The organism is Nocardia sp. NPDC055050 (genome assembly GCF_053608345.1).
The window spans coordinates 28,053-45,809 of record NZ_JBSGVG010000035.1 but is presented as its reverse complement, the minus strand read 5'-3'; the positions used below and the strand labels follow the sequence as shown (position 1 = coordinate 45,809).

At 68.4% G+C, this 17,757-nt stretch carries 17 protein-coding genes; 13 read left to right on the top strand and 4 right to left on the bottom strand.

Features of this window, described 5'->3' with window-relative positions; translation table 11 throughout:
* Positions 1 to 130: 130 nt before the first annotated feature.
* The 3 genes from ACWGCN_RS28020 to ACWGCN_RS28010 all read right to left on the bottom strand — a co-directional run bounded on the left by ACWGCN_RS28020 (position 131) and on the right by ACWGCN_RS28010 (position 4,497).
* Complete coding sequence (locus ACWGCN_RS28020; protein WP_452458095.1) at positions 131 to 2,254, bottom strand: RecQ family ATP-dependent DNA helicase; 2,124 nt, start codon at positions 2,252 to 2,254, stop codon at positions 131 to 133.
* Between the two features lie 62 nt (positions 2,255 to 2,316).
* Positions 2,317 to 3,540 carry an RtcB family protein gene (locus tag ACWGCN_RS28015; RefSeq protein ID WP_378993764.1) on the bottom strand — a complete coding sequence of 408 codons (1,224 nt, stop codon included), beginning with the start codon at positions 3,538 to 3,540 and terminating at the stop codon, positions 2,317 to 2,319.
* 81 nt (positions 3,541 to 3,621) lie between these two features.
* Positions 3,622 to 4,497, bottom strand: coding sequence for a ribokinase (locus ACWGCN_RS28010; protein WP_452452428.1), 876 nt, complete (start codon positions 4,495 to 4,497; stop codon positions 3,622 to 3,624).
* Between the two features lie 154 nt (positions 4,498 to 4,651).
* Between ACWGCN_RS28010 and ACWGCN_RS28005 the strand changes: the two genes are divergently transcribed.
* From ACWGCN_RS28005 to lexA, 12 genes are all read left to right on the top strand, one after another.
* Positions 4,652 to 5,917: a glutamate-5-semialdehyde dehydrogenase gene (locus ACWGCN_RS28005; protein WP_378993768.1), complete on the top strand. Its 1,266-nt coding sequence runs from the start codon at positions 4,652 to 4,654 to the stop codon at positions 5,915 to 5,917.
* Positions 5,914 to 6,792 carry an AAA family ATPase gene (locus ACWGCN_RS28000; RefSeq protein WP_358071885.1) on the top strand — a complete coding sequence of 293 codons (879 nt, stop codon included), beginning with the start codon at positions 5,914 to 5,916 and terminating at the stop codon, positions 6,790 to 6,792. The genes ACWGCN_RS28005 and ACWGCN_RS28000 overlap by 4 nt, the downstream gene beginning before the upstream one ends.
* On the top strand, positions 6,789 to 8,186 hold the full coding sequence (locus tag ACWGCN_RS27995; protein WP_452458108.1) for a vWA domain-containing protein: 1,398 nt from the start codon (positions 6,789 to 6,791) through the stop codon (positions 8,184 to 8,186). The genes ACWGCN_RS28000 and ACWGCN_RS27995 overlap by 4 nt, the downstream gene beginning before the upstream one ends.
* Before the next feature lie 11 nt (positions 8,187 to 8,197).
* Positions 8,198 to 8,539 carry an MmcQ/YjbR family DNA-binding protein gene (locus tag ACWGCN_RS27990; protein WP_358071889.1) on the top strand — a complete coding sequence of 114 codons (342 nt, stop codon included), beginning with the start codon at positions 8,198 to 8,200 and terminating at the stop codon, positions 8,537 to 8,539.
* 239 nt (positions 8,540 to 8,778) lie between these two features.
* Positions 8,779 to 9,702, top strand: coding sequence for a hypothetical protein (locus ACWGCN_RS27985; RefSeq protein ID WP_452458096.1), 924 nt, complete (start codon positions 8,779 to 8,781; stop codon positions 9,700 to 9,702).
* Positions 9,703 to 9,746: 44 nt separating this feature from the next.
* Positions 9,747 to 10,388 (top strand): nicotinate-nucleotide adenylyltransferase, encoded by a 642-nt coding sequence (gene nadD, locus ACWGCN_RS27980; RefSeq protein WP_101463962.1) that lies wholly within the window; start codon positions 9,747 to 9,749, stop codon positions 10,386 to 10,388.
* 46 nt (positions 10,389 to 10,434) lie between these two features.
* On the top strand, positions 10,435 to 10,851 hold the full coding sequence (rsfS, locus tag ACWGCN_RS27975; RefSeq protein WP_056821472.1) for a ribosome silencing factor: 417 nt from the start codon (positions 10,435 to 10,437) through the stop codon (positions 10,849 to 10,851).
* The gene (locus ACWGCN_RS27970) at positions 10,848 to 11,507 is read left to right on the top strand and encodes a histidine phosphatase family protein (protein WP_101463961.1); all 660 of its coding nucleotides are present in this window, start codon (positions 10,848 to 10,850) and stop codon (positions 11,505 to 11,507) included. The genes rsfS and ACWGCN_RS27970 overlap by 4 nt, the downstream gene beginning before the upstream one ends.
* On the top strand, positions 11,497 to 13,206 hold the full coding sequence (gene octT / locus ACWGCN_RS27965) for a diglucosylglycerate octanoyltransferase (protein WP_452458097.1): 1,710 nt from the start codon (positions 11,497 to 11,499) through the stop codon (positions 13,204 to 13,206). Before ACWGCN_RS27970 ends, octT begins: the two co-directional genes overlap by 11 nt.
* Positions 13,207 to 13,209: 3 nt before the next feature.
* On the top strand, positions 13,210 to 14,052 hold the full coding sequence (locus ACWGCN_RS27960; RefSeq protein ID WP_378993775.1) for a DegV family protein: 843 nt from the start codon (positions 13,210 to 13,212) through the stop codon (positions 14,050 to 14,052).
* Between the two features lie 72 nt (positions 14,053 to 14,124).
* Positions 14,125 to 14,619, top strand: coding sequence for a GNAT family N-acetyltransferase (locus tag ACWGCN_RS27955; RefSeq protein ID WP_452458098.1), 495 nt, complete (start codon positions 14,125 to 14,127; stop codon positions 14,617 to 14,619).
* A 33-nt stretch (positions 14,620 to 14,652) separates the two neighbouring features.
* Entirely contained in the window at positions 14,653 to 15,303 is a 651-nt protein-coding gene (lexA, locus tag ACWGCN_RS27950; RefSeq protein WP_452458099.1) for a transcriptional repressor LexA, read from the top strand.
* A 5-nt stretch (positions 15,304 to 15,308) separates the two neighbouring features.
* Here the strand turns inward: lexA and ACWGCN_RS27945 are convergent, their stop codons facing one another.
* Positions 15,309 to 16,271 (bottom strand): DUF2332 domain-containing protein, encoded by a 963-nt coding sequence (locus ACWGCN_RS27945; RefSeq protein ID WP_452458100.1) that lies wholly within the window; start codon positions 16,269 to 16,271, stop codon positions 15,309 to 15,311.
* A 180-nt stretch (positions 16,272 to 16,451) separates the two neighbouring features.
* Between ACWGCN_RS27945 and ACWGCN_RS27940 the strand changes: the two genes are divergently transcribed.
* Entirely contained in the window at positions 16,452 to 17,477 is a 1,026-nt protein-coding gene (locus ACWGCN_RS27940) for a ComEA family DNA-binding protein (protein ID WP_452458101.1), read from the top strand.
* Positions 17,478 to 17,757 lie beyond the last annotated feature (280 nt).

The following is a 17,757-nucleotide window of genomic DNA, read 5'->3' as shown; positions in this document are numbered from 1 at the left end:
CACTGGTGGTGATGGGTGCCCACAATCTGGGCGGCGTGTTGGGCTGTGTTTTCGGCGCGCCGGGGCACACGTGTTCGCGGCTCCGAGGGGCGACCCGGCCGCCCCTCGGGGTCGGGGAGCTCGGGCCGGGTCAGGTCGGGGTAGCCAGGGCGAAGGGGAGGACGGCGTCGGCGCCGCTGGTGCGCAGGGCATGGGCGGCGACGGTCATGGTCCAGCCGGTGTCGGTGAGGGTGTCGACGAGCAGGATCGGTCCGTCGACCCCGGACAGGTCGGGGATCTCCCAGGAGTCGAACAGCCCGGCGACCCGATGGGCGGAGTTCGCCGCCGAGACCGGGGGACGGTCGGGTTTGGTGCGGAGGGTACCGAGGTTGTCGAGTCGGCCGATCTGGGCCAAGCGTTCGGCGAGACTGGCGGTGAGCTGGGGGTATCGGGGGGATTCGAGAGCCAGCACCGAGGTGGGACGGGCGGTCCAGGTCCAGTCACGCAGTACCGCGACGCAGGCGTCGAAGACCGCGTCGGGGACCGGCGCGTCGGTGGTGTCGAGCAGGGCGCGCAGCCGCATTCCCCAGCCCAGGTCGGTGAGTCGGCCGAGGACACGGCCGGTCTCGGCACCACCGGAGATCTTGCCCGACAACGGGATTCCCAATTTCGCCATGCCGCTGGGCCACTGTTTGCGGGGGGCGAGGTCGAGGCCGGGACGATCGAGGCGGGCTCGGGTCGCGGCGATCGCGGCGTCGTCGACGGTGGTGTCGGCGCGGGTGCCGGTGCAGTTGTCGCAGCGGCCGCAATCCAGCTCCGCTGTCGCGAGCCCGCCCAGGCCGGGGTCGTCGAGTTGGCGGCGCAGGAAGGTCATCCGGCACGACGCCGTCGACTGATAATCGATCATCGCCTGTTGTTCGGCGTCGCGTGCCGCGGCCAGGCCCTCGTAGCGCTCGGTGTCGTAGGTCCAGTCCTGGCCGGTCGAGAGCCACCCGCCGCGCACCCGGCGAACGGCGCCGTCGACGTCGAGCACCTTCAGCACCATCTCGAGACGCGATCGGTTCAGCTCGACGAGCGGTTCGAGCGCCACCGTCGACATCGCCCGGTCGGTGTCCAGCGCGGCGAGCACCGAGCGCACGATGTGTTCACGCGGGAAGGCGACGGAGGCGAAGTAGCTCCAGATCCGCGCGTCCTCGGGGCCGGGCAGCAGGACCACCTCGGCGCGTTCGGTACCGCGCCCCGCGCGACCGACCTGCTGGTAGTAGGCGATCGGCGAGGACGGCGCACCGACGTGCACGACGAAACCGAGATCCGGCTTGTCGAAACCCATGCCCAGTGCCGACGTTGCGATCAACGCCTTCACCTCGTTGTTCAGAAGCGCGGCCTCGAGCACCTCGCGTTCGGCCGGGTCGGTCTGGCCGGTATAGGCGGCGACGGTGTGGCCGTGTGAATTCAGCAGGTCGGCCAGATCGTTGGCCGCCGCGACCGTGAGGCAGTAGATGATGCCCGAGCCCGGCATCCGATGCAGCTGTTCGCCCAGCCACGCCGTGCGCTGCACCGCGTCGTCGAACCGCACCACCGACAGGTGCAGTGATTCGCGATCCAAAGTGCCGCGCAGCACCAACGTATCGGTGCCGATCTGTCCGGCCACGTCGGTGACCACCCGGTCGTTGGCGGTCGCGGTGGTCGCCAGGACCGGCACCTCCGACCCGAGGTCGGCGATCAACGTGCGGATGCGGCGGTAGTCGGGCCGGAAATCGTGGCCCCAGTCCGATACACAGTGCGCTTCGTCGATGACGACCAGCCCGGCGTCGGCAGCAAGGCGCGGCAGCACCTGATCGCGAAAGTCGGGGTTGTTCAACCGTTCCGGGCTCACCAGCAGCACGTCGACCGCACCGTCGGCCACCTGCTGATGGATCTCGTCCCACTCGGTGACGTTGCCCGAGTTGATCGTGGCCGCTACCACCCCGGCGCGCTCGGCGGCCGCCACCTGGTTGCGCATCAACGCCAGCAACGGCGACACGATCACCGTCGGCCCACGCCCCGCTCCGCGCAGCAACTTGGCCGCGATGAAGTACACCGCCGACTTACCCCACCCGGTCCGTTGCACGACCAGCGCCCGCCTGCGCTGCACCACCAGCGCTTCGATCGCGATCCACTGATCTTCCCGCAGCCGCGCATCGGGTCCGGCGAGCTCACGAAGCAGCTGTTCGGCTCGTTCGCGCAGGTCAGGAGCCGTCAGGTCGAGCACATCGTTGCCTGCGGGTGAGGTCATGCGCCTATCGTGCCGTACACCTCCGACAGGTTCGATGGGCAACACAGACAGCCGACCATGAATCAGCCCTTCACGCACAGCACCTGCCGCAGCGTCGCCACCACCTCGACCAGATCGGCCTGTGCCGCGATCACCTGATCGATGTCCTTGTACGCGGCCGGGATCTCATCGACCACGCCCGCGTCCTTACGCGATTCCACACCCTCGGTCTGCGCGACCAGATCCGCGACCGTGAACTGCCGCTTGGCCGCCGACCGGCTCAACCGCCGCCCCGCCCCGTGCGAGGCCGACTGGAACGACGCCGGATTCCCCTTGCCCCGCACCACATACGACCGCGTCCCCATCGAACCCGGAATCAACGCGAGTTCACCGGATCCGGCCCGCACCGCGCCCTTACGGGTCACCAGCATCGGCTCACCGTCGATGATCTCCTCGGCCACATAGTTGTGATGGCAGGAAATGGGCTCGTCGAAACGCACCTCGCGCCCGGCGAATTCATCGCGCACCGCACGGCACACCAGCGACAGCATCACCGCACGATTACGCGCGGCGTATTCCTGCGCCCAGGTGAGGTCGCGCCGGTAAGCGTCCATTTCCGCTGTCCCGGAGACGAAGACGGCCAGATCGCGATCCGGCAGCGACTGGTTGTGCGGCAGCGCGCGGGCCACCGCCATGTGCCGCTCGGCGAGCTCCTTGCCGATATTGCGCGAACCGGAGTGCAGCAGAATCCAGACGGCATCGTCCTGGTCGAGGCAGACCTCGATGAAGTGATTGCCCGACCCGAGCGATCCGATCTGCTTGTGCGCCTTGGACTCCAGCTGGGAGACCCCGGGATGCAGCTCGCCGAACGAACGCCAGAACCGCTCCCAGCTGTTGGCCCGCAACGCGGCCTGCCCATGCGACCCCGCGAACTCCGCACCCAGCTTCGTGACGTTCACCGCGTCCTTGTGCGCCTGGAAGCCGACCGGTACCGCGCTCTCGATCCGGCTGCGCAACGAGCGCAGGTCATCCGGCAGGTCGGCGGCGGTGAGATCGGTCTTCACGCTCTCCATCCCGCATCCGATATCCACCCCGACCGCGGCAGGCGCCACCGCATCACGCATCGCGATCACGGACCCGACCGTCGCCCCTTTGCCCAGGTGCACATCGGGCATCACGCGCAGTCCGTGCACCCATTCCAGGTTCGCGATATTGCGAAGCTGGCGCAGCGCTGACTGCTCGATCTCGTGCTCGTCGGCCCACATGAGCGTCTGCGCTCGCGTACCGCGCAGCTCGACGGGAAACATGGTCGGTCCTCTCCTTGATGAAGGACCAACGGTAGGGATGGGGTGGAGGCGGCGCACCTGATTTTCGCCGCGCCCGACAGGTCAGTCGGCGGTGAGGGCCGCCGCGATCCGGTCGCTTCCGGGGATCGCCGAGCTCGCGCCGAGCCGGGTGGTCGTCAGAGCTCCGGCGGTGTTCGCCCAGTTCAGCGCGGTAGACACGCCCTGATTCCAGGTTGCGACCAGTGCGCCGGTGAACGCGTCGCCCGCGCCCGTCGTGTCGAGGACGTCGACGGTGCGACCGCCGACGGATCGCTCGTTTCCGTCGGCGTCGCGATAAACGGCGCCGTCCCCACCGAGCGTGCGCACGAGATGCGCGACGTGCGTCAGCTCGTCCGAATACTGCTCGGACTCCAGGGAATTCACGATCGCGACATCGACGGCCGCCCATAATTCGTCGGGCAGCGGCTGAACCGGGGACGGATTGAGCGCGACGACGGTGCCCGACGCGCGGGCGTGCTGTGCCGCGGCGAGCACCGTGTGGATCGGAATCTCCAACTGGCACAACAGGATGTCGGCACGCGCGATCGCGGCGAGTTCGGCTGCCGTCAGATCGGTTACCCGCCCGTTGGCCCCCGCCACCACGATGATGCTGTTCTCGCCTGCCTCGTCGACCACGATCGAGGCGATCCCGCTGGCGCCGTCGACCCTGCGGAGCAAAGTGATGTCGACGCCGGCCCCCGACAACGTGGCCGCCAGGTCCGTCCCGAACGCGTCGTCGCCGATCGCCCCGAGAAATCGCACCCGCGCCCCGGATCGCGCGGCCGCGATCGCCTGGTTCGCCCCCTTACCGCCGGGCACGGTCGCGAAGTCGCTCCCGAGCACCGTCTCACCTGGCGCGGGCCTGCGTGGGACCGTCGTGACCAGGTCCATATTGACGCTGCCGAGCACGACGACGGTCGGCGAACCGGTGCGATCCATGACGCCGAATCTAGCGGCGACGGCGTTGCTGTGGACAACTTTGTCGACGGCGTCGCCGAACCTGTGCACAACTCGGTCCCGGTGCCGGTCGGAGGGCTATTCCGGGTCCCGGGTGGCGTCGAGCGCGCGAGGCGGCCTGCGTAGGCTGATAGCCATGACGGTAGAAGTGACCCCCGAGCTGGACATCCGCGCAGCGGTGCACGACGCCGCCCGCAGGGCTCGCGTCGCGTCCCGTGTGCTGGCTCAGCTGACCACGGCGCAGAAGAACGACGCCCTGCACGCGGCGGCCGACGCCCTGCTCGCCGCCGCCGATCGCGTACTCGCGGCCAACGCCGAGGACATCGCGACCGCGCAGGCCGCCGGTACCGAGGAGAATCTGCTCGATCGGCTGCGGCTCACCAAGGCCCGCATCGACGGCATCGCCTCGGGGCTGCGGCAGGTCGCCACTCTGCCCGACCCGGTGGGTGTCATCGTGCGCGGTTCCACGCTGCCCAACGGCCTCGAGATCCGCCAGACCCGCGTCCCCCTCGGTGTGGTCGGCATGGTCTACGAGGCGCGGCCCAATGTCACCGTCGACGCGTTCGGTCTCGCTCTCAAATCGGGCAATGCGGCGCTGCTGCGCGGGTCGTCCTCGGCGGCGAACTCCAACGCCGCACTGGTCGAGGTCTTGCGCGAGGCCCTTGTCGCCCAGGATGTTCCGGCCGATGCCGTGCAACTGCTGCCGAGCAACGACCGCTCCAGCGTCACCCACCTGATCCAGGCCCGCGGCCTCGTCGACGTGGTGATCCCGCGCGGCGGCGCGGGCCTGATCAACGCCGTCGTCCGCGACGCGCAGGTGCCCACCATCGAGACCGGCACCGGCAACTGCCACGTCTACGTGCACTCGGCCGCCGATCTGGACATGGCCGAGGCCATCGTGCTCAATGCCAAGACCCGCCGACCCAGCGTCTGCAACGCCGCCGAGACCGTACTCATCGACGCCGCCGTCGCCGAGACCGCGCTGCCGCGGCTCAGCAAGGCGCTCGACGACGCGGGCGTCACCATCCACGGCGACCTGCCCGGTCAGGTCCCGGCCACCGATGCCGACTGGGGTGAGGAGTACCTCACCCTCGATATCGCGCTGAAGGTGGTCGACGACCTCGATGCCGCCGTCGACCACATCAACACCTGGGGGACCGGCCACACCGAGGCCATCGTCACCGCCGATCTGGCCGCCGCTCGCGAGTTCACGGCCCGCGTGGACGCCGCCGCGGTGATGGTGAACGCGTCCACCGCGTTCACCGACGGTGAGCAGTTCGGGTTCGGCGCCGAGATCGGCATCTCCACCCAGAAACTGCACGCCCGCGGCCCGATGGCACTGCCCGAACTCACCTCCACGAAGTGGATCGTGTGGGGCGACGGCCAGACTCGGCCGGTGTGATCGTGACTCTCGTACAGGAACCGATCTTCACGTCGGTAGACGATGTCATCTCCCGCCTCGCCACCACCGGCTACCTGGCCGACAAAGCAACGGCCACTTCGGTCTTCCTTGCCGACCGGCTGGGCAAACCGCTGCTCATCGAGGGACCGGCCGGTGTCGGCAAGACCGAACTCTCGCGGGCGGTAGCCCAGGTCGCCGATGCCGAACTGGTCCGCCTGCAGTGCTACGAAGGCGTCGACGAGGCTCGCGCGCTCTACGAGTGGAATCACGCCAAGCAGATCCTGCGGATCCAGGCGTCGAGTGAAAATGATTGGGCCGAAACCAAAGCCGACGTCTTCACCGAGGAGTTCCTGCTCTCGCGCCCGTTGCTCACCGCCATCCGCCGCACCGAGCCGACGGTGCTGCTGATCGACGAGACCGACAAGGCCGACGTCGAGATCGAGGGTCTGCTGCTCGAAGTGCTCAGCGATTTCGCGGTGACCGTGCCCGAGCTGGGCACCATCACCGCCACGCGCAAGCCGTTCGTGGTGCTCACCTCGAACGCCACCAGGGAACTGTCGGAGGCGCTCAAACGCCGCTGCCTGTACCTGCACCTCGACTTCCCCGACGAAGATCTCGAGCGCCGCATCCTGGCCAGCCGTGTGCCGGAACTCCCGAGCACCGTGGCCGAGCAACTGGTGCGGGTCGTGCACGTGTTGCGCGGTATGCAACTCAAGAAGCTGCCCTCGGTCGCCGAAACGATCGACTGGGGCAACACCTTGCTCGCGTTGGGCGCCGCCGACCTCGACGACGCGACCGTGCGCGCCACGCTCGGCGTGGTGCTCAAGCACCGCAGCGATCACCAGCGCGCGCTGGCCGAGCTGAAACTGGCCTGATCGTGACTGCGCCAGCACCCCACGGAATCGGCGGCCACGTCGCCGGTTTCGTCGGTGCGCTCCGCGCCCGTGGCGTGCCGGTGGGACCCTCGGAAACCGTCGATGCGGGCCGGGTACTGACCGTGCTGGATCTGCTCGATCGCGAAGCTGTGCGCGAAGGGCTGGCCTGTGCGCTGCTGCGCAGGCCTACCCATCGCGCCACCTTCGACGGCCTGTTCGATCTGTGGTTCCCCGTTGCCGTGGGTGATCGCACCGCTGAGACTCCGGACCTGCCACGCACCCCGGACGGCGAGATCGACCTGGCCGCCCTCCGTGAGCAGCTCGCCGAAATGCTCGCCGCCGACGGCGGTGGCGAGCAGTTGCAGATGCTGGCCGGACAGGTGGTCGAACAGCTGGGGCAGTACCAGTCCGCGCGTGGACCGTCGTTCTCCGCGTACCAGGCTCTCAAAGATCTCGCGCCCCAGTCCTTGCTGGCCAAGGTGCTCGCGGGTCTCGCTCTCCCGCCGGACGCGAGCGAGCGCGACACCGAGGTTGCCCGCCGCGTCGCACGGGAACGCATCGCGGGGTTTCGGGCCAGCGTGGAAGCCGAGACCAATCGGCGCGTGGCAGAGCAGATCGGGCGCGAACGCGTCGCGACCTACGGTGTCGCGCGCCAGGCCGAGGACGCCGACTTCCTGCGCGCGTCCGAACGCGAGCTCACCGAACTGCGGCGCGGCACCCAGCGACTGGCCCGGATCCTGGCCTCCCGGCTGGCGGTGCGGCGCAAACGAGCGCGGCGCGGCGAAATCGATCTGCGCAAGACCCTGCGTGCCTCGATGTCCACCGGCGGGGTGCCGATTGATCTGGTGAACCGCAAGCCGCGTCCCGGTCGACCGGAACTGGTGCTGCTGTGCGATATCTCGGGCTCGGTGGCCGGGTTCAGCAACTTCACACTGCTGCTGGTGAGCGCGCTGCGGGAGCAGTTCTCCCGGGTGCGGATCTTCGCGTTCGTCGACCGCACCGACGAGGTGACGAGCTTTTTCGAGCCGTACGCGGGTCTCGACGATGTGATGACCCGGATCTTCACCGAGTCGCGCATCATCGACGCCGACGGGCACTCCGACTACGGCTACGCGCTGACCAGCTTCGCCGAGAACTTCGGTGAGGCCGTCACCAGCCGCAGCTCGCTGCTGGTTCTCGGCGACGGCCGCACCAACTACCGCAACCCGCAGCTGGATACCCTGCGCGAACTGGTCGGCACCGCCCGGCACGCGCACTGGCTGAATCCGGAACCCCAGAACCTGTGGGGGACAGGCGATTCAGCGGCCCGCGACTACGGTTCGGTGATCGAGATGCACGAATGCCGATCAGCTCGGCAGCTGACCGAGGTGGTCTCCCGACTGTTGCCCGTCTGAAGGAGCTGACGATGAGTGTCGACGTCCTGGCTTACTGCCTGGCCAAACCGGGCGCCTGGGAGGACGAGCCGTGGGAGGGCGACACCGTCGCCAAGGTCGGCGACAAAGTCTTCGCGTTCCTCGGCGCGGGCACGTCGATCGGGCTCAAGTGCGGGCGTGACCGCACCGAAGCCGACGAGCTGGTCGACATCTACCCCGACGACGTCACCGTGTCGGCCTACATCGGCCGCTACGGCTGGAACAGCATCCGCGTCGGCGGCGCGGTGCCGGACGACGAACTACGCGAACTGATCGACGCCTCCTACGACGCGGTCGTCGCCAAGCTCCCGAAGTCGAAGCGCCCCACCGCCTGAGTACTTCAGCCGACGTTAAGCGGCTCGCATGGCACGGCTACCAAGATCACGCCCATGCTGGCAGGGGCGTCGCGCGACGACGAGCGATCCGATCGACGGATATCGGATGCAGTGGTGGTTCTGCCGGGCTGTGCGCTCGCGCGGTCGGCGAGCTCCGCCCGGTGAACGATGCGTTCGCGAACGAGAACGATTCGCTTCGAGAAGAAGAACCTCACCTTCCGCCTGCCGGTGGCCTCGAGGTGGGTTCGGCCGGCGCAGGGCAGGCCACGGCGCTCGCGGCAGGTTCGTTCGGTGCGGATGCCGGTCCGCTGGCGCCGGGTTCAGGGGCGCGGGCGGCGCGGCGACTGGCCGGTATCGCCGCCGCTCGGCTGGCAGACGCTCCCGCGGCAGCGGAGGAGCAACTGCGTCGGGCCCTGGTTGTCGGCGCGGGTGAGCTGGCCGGGCGCGAACTAGCCGCGATGCGCACGCAGCTGGTGACCGCGGTCGCCGCCCAGCCGGGCCGTGACCGCGACGTAGCCCGCGCCGCGGCCTCGGCCGCTGCCTGCTGGCAGCCGATCTCGTGTGCGGACTCGGTCCACCTGTGGCTGGTCGCGGGTCGTGCCTGGCATCGTGCGGGTCGGCACGGCGAAGCGGTGGTCGCCTTCGACCGCCCACTGCTCACCGGCCCCGTCGGCTACCCACCTGCCGAGCTCGCGCTGGTACGTGCCCAGTTCGCCGAATCGCTGAACCACGTCGGTCGCTACCGCCAGGCCGCCTGGCAGTTCACCGAGGCGGCACGGCTGATCGGCGGTACGCCCTCGTTGCGCCGCCGCCATGCCGATCTTGTCTGGTCGGCCGCGGTCGCCCGGGAGTGCTGTGGACAGGAGACCGAGGCGCTCGGCGGCTACCTGCGCGCCGCGGGCCTGTGGGGCGAACAGGACAAGATCGTGCCGCGGGCCCGCTGCCTGCGTGCCGCCGCCTGGTTGCAACTGCGCGGACCGCAGGGGCGTGTGCGTGGGCCCTGGTGGGTAACGATCGATGTGTTGTTGACCGAGCTGGACCGCCGGGTAGCCGCCGAGCCGGCCGCACACCTCGTCGAGGAGCTGAAACGCACCCGTGCCCAGTTCGCGCAGATGTGCGCCCAGGCGTCGGGACCTCGCGAGCGTCGCGATGGCGCGGAGTAGTCCGGTCCGCCCCGATCTCATGGGCCGGATTAAGCTCAGACCTCATGCACGAAACAGCTCGGCCGCGCCGCAAGCTCGGCGTCATGGGCGGCACCTTCGACCCGATCCACCACGGCCACCTGGTCGCGGCGAGCGAGGTCGCGAACCGGTTCGAGCTCGACGAAGTGATCTTCGTGCCGACCGGCCAGCCGTGGCAGAAGGTCAACAAGCAGGTCAGCCCCGCCGAGGATCGCTATTTGATGACGGTCATCGCCACCGCGTCCAACCCGAGGTTTTCCGTCAGCCGGGCCGACATCGAACGCAACAAGGTCACCTACACGGTGGACACCCTGCGCGAGATGCAAAACGCGCATCCCGACGCGGAGCTGTACTTCATCACCGGTGCGGACGCGCTGGCCAACATCCTGACATGGCAGGATTGGACCGAACTGTTCGAACTGGCGAAGTTCGTCGGGGTGAGCCGACCGGGTTACGAACTGAACACCGATCATCTCGAGGAGCATTTGCGGGACCTTCCCGCCGACGCCGTGACGATGGTCGAGATCCCCGCGCTGGCCATCTCGTCGAGCGAATGCCGCCGCCGCGCCGCGGAGGGTCGGCCGGTCTGGTACCTCGTCCCCGACGGCGTGGTGCAGTACATATCGAAGCGGCACCTCTACGTGCCCGCAGGAACGGAAGGTAGCTGACGTTGAGCCACATGAGCGAGGGTCTGACCCCGCAGGAGGAGACCGTATGAGTGCCTCTACCGAAGCGATCGAGATGGCCACGGTCGCCGCACTCGCCGCCGACGACAAGCTGGCCACCGATGTCGTCGTCCTCGACGTCTCCGAGCAGCTGGTGATCACCGACTGCTTCGTCATCGCGTCGGCGCCCAACGAGCGCCAGGTCAACGCGATCGTCGACAACATCGAGGACAAGCTGCGCGAAGCCGGCCACAAGCCGGTCCGTCGCGAAGGCACCCGTGAGGGTCGCTGGGCGCTGCTCGACTACGTCGATATCGTCGTGCACGTCCAGCACAACGACGAGCGCAACTTCTACGCACTCGAGCGCCTGTGGCGTGACTGCCCGGCGGTTCCCGTCGAAGGCATCGCCGCACTCCCGACTCCGGCCGCGGACGACGACGCGCAGGTAGAGGGAATCAACGAGTGAGCAAGTACGCCCATGTGCGCAACCTGATCCTGTTGCGGCACGGGCAGACCGAATGGAACGCGGCCGACCGGATGCAGGGTCAGATCGACACCGATCTCACCGAACTCGGTCGCCAGCAGGCCAAAGAGGCCGCGCGCGAACTGGGTTCACGCAACGCCATCGCGATCCACGCCTCCGATCTGCGTCGCGCCAAGGAAACCGCGCAGGCACTCGGTGACATCAGCGATCTGCCTGTCATCACCGATCCGCGACTGCGCGAAACCAACCTGGGCGACTGGGAAGGCCTGACCCACCTCGAAGTCGACGCCGATTACCCCGGCGCGCGCGTGCAGTGGCGTCTCGATGCGACCTACACACCGCCCGGCGGCGAGAGCAAGCTCGAGGTGGGTGCCCGGTCCCTGCCTGTGGTGCGCGAACTGTACAACGAGCGGCAGGATTGGCCCGGTCGGACTATCATCCTGGTTGCGCACGGCGGGCTGATCGCTGCTCTGACGGCCGCGTTGCTGGAACTGCCACCGGAGAACTGGCCTGCCCTGGGTGGGCTGGCCAATACCAGCTGGGTGCAGCTTTCCAGCCACGGCCCGGACATCGATCGACCCGGCTGGCGCCTCGATGTGTGGAACGCAGCGGCGAAGGTAGCTCCCGATGTCCAATGAAGAGCCCGACCGATCAGTACCTGATGAGATGTTCCAGCAGGTGACGGCCAAAGCCGGACGGCAATTGCCGGACGCGCTATTCGGTCCGCCACCCGCTCGGCCCGCGCGCGCAGAGCGTGAGGAGCCGATCCGTTCGGTACCGGACGAGCTCTTCAAGCAGGTCACCGCACGCAGCGCGCGATCGCTGCCCGATGCCCTGTTCGGCCCGGTGCCCCCGCCGGTCGTCGCGGAACCCGAGCCGGTCGACTCGGCGGCAGACGTCGTCGAGTCCGGCTCGGGGACAGCGGATTCCGGGTCCCCGACCGCCGATGTTTCCCCAGACGGCAGTGTCGACGGCGATAGTGCGGTGACCTCGATCGGTGACGATGCCGAGGCCGCACGCGGCGCTGTCGACGTCGCATCCAGTTCCGCTGTGCAGGAAGCAGACAGCGAGACTTCCGGTGCCACGGCATCGGTGGATGTTGTCGCAGATGACGGTTCGACAGACGAACTCGGCGATGTGGATTCCGGTGCTGCACAGACCGATACCGTCGAGTCCGCTGCGGAGATCGCCACCGCTGCTGCGGATGCGGTATCGGCTGCCGGCAGTGAGAAGCCCACGGAGCAGTCCGTCGATGACCCGGCAGTCGCCGAGTCGATCGTGGATGCCGCCGGATCTACGGATACGGCTGCGCCGCAACCACTCCGGCCGGAGGCGAGCGATCCGGTTCGGGTCGATGCCGCTACCTCGTCCGAAGTTTCTTCGGCTGAGGTGGCGACCGCCGTCGAAACCGGTTCTGCTGATGCGCAGGTCGATCCTCCCGCCGCACTTCCGGACGTGGACCTCGATATCGCGGACAGCTTGCTGACATCCTCGGCAACCCCTGTCGCGGATCCCGCGGTCGAGGTGTCCGCGAAACCTGCTGTCTCGCCCGGTGAATCGGGCGCTGCGGAGATCTCCGGTTCGCTGCTCGTAGAGGAAGCCGTGTCGCCCAGGCCGGTCGAGTCGGCCGCACCGCGTCCAGTGCTGCTCGTAATCGCCGACTCGCTCGCCTACTACGGGCCGAAGGGCGGGCTGCCTGCCGATGATCCACGGATCTGGCCGAATATGGTTGCCGCGGAACTGGATTGGGATGTCGAACTGATCGCCCGGATCGGCTGGACCTGTCGCGATGCCTACTGGGCGCTGATCGGAGATCCGCGCGTGTGGGCTGCGGTGCCGCGCGCCGGGGCGGTCGTATTCGCAGTCGGCGGCATGGACACGTTGCCGTCCCCGCTGCCCACCGCGCTGCGAGAGATGATTCGCTATATCCGTCCGCCGCGTCTGCGCCGTGGCGTGCGGGCGTCCTACAACTGGCTGCAGCCGAAGCTGTCGAAACTCGGTCGCCCGGTTGCCCTTCCGCCCAAGGTGAGCGTGGACTACCTGGAGCAGTCGCGGACCGCGCTGAATCATCTGCGTCCGGAGCTGCCTGTCGTGGCGGTGCTGCCGTCGGTCCACAAGTGCGACGCCTACGGGCGCGTCCACCGGGGCAGGGCGCGGGCGGTCAAGGCATTGCAGGCGTGGTCGGGCCGTACGTCGGTGCCGCTCGTCGACCTCGGCGAGGCCGTGCGCGACGACATCGAGTCGGGATCGGCGAACCCGGATGGCATCCACTGGGGCTGGGCCGGGCACGCGGCGGTGGCGACGGCGATGACGAAGGCGCTGCAGGAGGTCCGGTAGTCCGTGGCCGTTGTGGTGGTCACCGATTCGGCGGCGGGGTTGTCCGCCGATCTCGTCGCCGAGCTCGGTATCGAAGTGGTGCCCTTGCATGTGCTCGTCGGTGAGCACGAGATCCGGGAAGGCGTCGACCCGATCGAGATCGACTACACCGCCGACTCGGTCACCACGTCGGCCGCCTCGCCCGGAGAACTGCGCGAAGCCTACGAACGAGCGCTGAGCCTCAGCGACGGCGACGGTGTCGTGGCCGTCCATCTGTCGCGCCGATTGTCGGCGACGTGGGAGTCGGGCCGCCAGGCGGTGCGCGACATGGGCGCCGAAGATCGTGTGCGCGTTGTCGATTCGCTCGGGGCAGGCCTGGCGACCGGTCTGCCCGTGCTGGCCGCCGCGCGTAAGGCGAGGGCAGGCGAGGCGTTGAACGATGTCTATGAGCGCGCGGTGTCGGCCGCGACCCGTTCGCGCACGTTCATCCTGGTCAACCGCACCGAGCAACTCCGCAAGGGTGGCAGGCTGAGCAGCGCCGCCGCGTTCTTCGGCAGTGAACTGGTGACGAAACCACTGCTGCAGCTGGTGGAGGGCAAGCTCGAAATGCGCGAGAAGGTGCGAACCAGATCGCGTGCCTACGCCAAGCTGGTGGCTGCCGCGGTGGAGGCGGCCGCATCCGATGGTGCGGCGCTCGGCATCCAGCATCTCGGTGCCCCCGAGGCCGCCGAAAACATCGCGGCGCAATTGCGTGAGCAGCTGCCGGAGGTGCAAGAGCTCTACGTCGCCGAGTTCGGCCCCGCACTCGGTGTGCACCTCGGTGTCGGCGCACTCGGTGTCGCGGTGTTGCCCGGCGGATGCGTCTGATCGCTGCCGGTTCAGAATCTCGCTGAGGGCAAACAGTCCGGTGACGATGATCCGGTGCCTACCGTGGTTGTCATGGTTGGCCACACTTCCCCACAGACCGACGTTTCGCCACGAGTGCTCGTGGTCGACTGGGACGACCCGGATGCCGAGTCGCTGCGCGCGGAGATGTCGGCCGAGGTCCGTCCCCGCTACGCCCACCTCGAGCTCGCCCTGCGCGGTCCCTCGCCGATCGCGGTCGATCACGCGACCGTGCACCAGACGTTCGTCGCGTACGCGGGCGCGGAGCCTGTCGGACACGCCGCGGTGCGCTGGAACGCCGGTGACCTCGAACTCAAGCGGATGTTCGTGCGTCCCGCCTACCGTGGCACCGGAACCGCGACCGCGCTGTTGCAGGCCGCCGAAGCATCCGTGCGCGCGGCCGGCCGGCCGCGGATGATCCTGCAGACCGGGCACCTGCAGCCGGAAGCGGTGCGCTTCTACGAGCGCAGTGGCTATCACCGGATTCCGCTGTTCGCGCCGTATCACGTCCTGCCGCAGTCGAACTGTTTCGCGAGGAACCTGGACTGAAGTGATGATCGCGGGGGGATCTACGATTCCCCGATGACCGGATACGACGACTTCGACCACCTCGACGCCGCGAGCCTGCCTCCCCGCAGACAACACATCCTCGCCGTGATCAGGGATTCGGTGCTCGCCCACGGCTACGCGCCGAGCACGCGGGAGATCGCCGACGCGGTGGGCCTGCGCTCCACATCCACGGTCTCCCAACACCTGAAGGCGTTGGAGGAGGACGGGTTCCTGCGCCGTGCCGCCACCATGACCCGACCCATCGACGTGCGCCTGTTCCTGCGTGGCGCCTCCGCCGCCGACTCCGACGCCTCGGTGTCGGTGCCCGTCGTCGGCGACATCGCGGCGGGCACTCCGATCCTGGCCGAGCACAACCCCGACGACGTCATGACCCTCCCGCGTGAACTGGTCGGCCGTGGTGAGGTATTCGGCTTGCGGGTGCGTGGCGACTCCATGATCGATGCCGCGATCTGCGACGGCGACCTCGTGGTGGTCCGTAGCCAGCGCGAGGCCAACTCCGGCGATATCGTCGCGGCGATGATCGGCGAGGAAGCTACGGTCAAGGTGTACCGCCGCCGCAACGGGCACGTGCAGCTCGAACCGCGCAACCCCGCCTACTCCGTGATCGACGGTGACGAAGCCGTCGTCCTGGGCCGCGTCGTGTCGGTGATGCGCCGACTCTGAGGTCGCTACGCCGGGCCGAACCAGTCCAGCGACTGGCCGTGCGGCCCGGCGAAAGCCAACGGCTCGTCGTCGAGGGCGAGCACCAATCGGGCCGCTGTGCTCTCGCGCGGGGGCAACCGGTCGGCCAGCGTGCTGAGAACCCCGGTGCCCTCTTGCGACACCCAGTGGCAGGGCAGGTCCCGCACCGTCGCCCGGAAGTCCGCCCGCGCCTGAGGGGAGAGGTAGCTCAGCACAGCACTGTGGAAAACCACTACGGTGCTGGCGCGTGGCGCCGCGAGTACCAGCTCGGTGACCTGCTCGTTCAGGTCGCCGGTGACGATGGCCGGTGGTTCCGCCGCCGCGATCGCGCAGGCCGAACGCAAGCGCGACAGCCGCTCGTTCTGTCCCGGCCAGACCAGCGCGGACAGCCACTGCCGGTCGTCGCTGTTGCCGGCATCGAGCGGGTTCAGATCTACTCCAGCCCGATGGACGACCCGGGGGAGCCGGTCCGGGATCGGCACCGCTCCGGTTGTCTTGCAGGTCAACACAACCGATGACAGACCGTCTGCCGGATCCAGCGCGGCGGTGTTGTAGCGATAACTGAAACGGTCCGGGTACAGGCACAGTCCGGCCGATGCTCCGACCTCGATGAGCGACAGGGGTCCGGGCAGGCGGGCCAGCACCGGCAGCAGGGTGGCCGCCCGGCCCGCCTCGTTCGTCTGTGTACGTCTGCGCAGCGCGGTCGCGGAGATCGCCGACCAGTTCTCGCGCAGTTGGTCGCGGAACTCGTGATAGGGAACCGCAGTCGCGCCGTGCACTCGCGCGGCGGCCAGGATCAGGTTGGGTTGCTGTTTGTCCGTGGGCAATTGGGCGATCAGCGCCAGTACCTCCGCGTCCACGCTGATATCCAGCGCTCGCCGGTGATAGAGCGGGGAATTTCCGCGCGCTTCGAGAAGTGCGAAGTCGCGGAATCGTTGTGCGAGTTCCATGGGTTCCTGGGTACGTCGAATCGGCCATGAGCGCACGGTATCCACTCGGGCAGACGAGATTCCGGGTGCGAAGCCACGCTGACCGGTGAGTTGTCCACAGGTTCGGAGTTATCCACAGGTTTCCTCGAAGCCCAGGTCGGCGCGGGTTCGTCAGGTCGGCGTCGACCTAGCGTCGCTGCCATGTCACGACACGAAGAGCACGAGCGAGTACGGCAGCGGCTGGGCGGGCTGGCGGTCCGCGAGCGAGCGCGACCGAGTAGTCAGCCGCTGCGCGCGTCCGGGTTGGAGGCCGGGAACAGTGCTGCGCGCCCTGACGACGGCGAAGGACAGTGGGATGATGACGAACTCGCGCCGTCGGCCGGACCGGCAGGTCCAGTGGGGACACCCGGGTGGCTCGACGATGGTGGATCGGGCAGACGAAACCGCCTGGTGCCGGCGCGCTTCCAACACGCACGGCTGGATCCGGGTCGTCGCGGCGCGCTGGTACTCGGGCTGGTCGGGGTCATCGCTGTGGTGCTCACCGGTGTGATGGTGCTACGCGATCAGCCGGTGGCGCGGGCGGTTCCGCCGGTACCTGTACTGCGGGCGGAAAGCGTTGCGGTACAGCCCGGCCCGACCACGGTGGTCGCGGCCGTGTCCGGTCCAGGTCCGACCTCGAGTGCCGATGTCGTCGTCAGCGTGGTCGGTTTGGTCGAACGAGCCGGGCTGCACCGATTGCCGGACGGTTCCCGGATTGCCGACGCCTTGGAGAAGGCAGGAGGGATTCGTGACGGTGCCGACCTGGCAGGCCTGAACCTGGCTCAACGACTGGTGGACGGGGACCAGGTCATAGTCGGAGCCACCGATCCTCAAACCGGTCAACCACGCCTCGGCAGCATCACGATCGGTGCTGGTCGCGCACCTGTGACCACGCCCGGTACCGGCGGCTCGAACACCGCGAGCTCGAAACCAGGAGGTTCGAGCACCGCAGGTTCGAGCACCGCAGGCCTCAGTGGCGGTGTCTCGTCCGGCAATTCGCGCATCGATCTGAACACCGCGACCGAAGCCGAGTTGGACGCACTGCCCGGCGTAGGACCGGTCACCGCCAAGGCAATTCTCGCGTGGCGCACCACCAACGGCCGCTTCACCGATGTCGCTCAACTCGGCGAGGTAGACGGCATCGGTCCCGCCCGTCTGGCTCGACTCCGCGACCTGGTGACGGCATGATCCACGCGAAGACGCCCCGCGCGGAGGTGATCGCGTGACCTGCCCGGTGTGGCCCTGCGCACGGCTCGGTACCGGACCCGCCACAGCTCAACCCATCGAAACAGTGGAGGACTGCGCGCCGGGATCAGGCGATCTCCGTCGCCTCGCATGTCCACTCGGATCGGGCGAAAAACCTCGTTCTGCGAACAATGTGGTTGACCTGGGCATCGGTACGCCCCGACCTGACGACACGGCAGGCGGATGAGACACGAGCCGGGCGAGGGAGCGGTTCGGGAGGAAC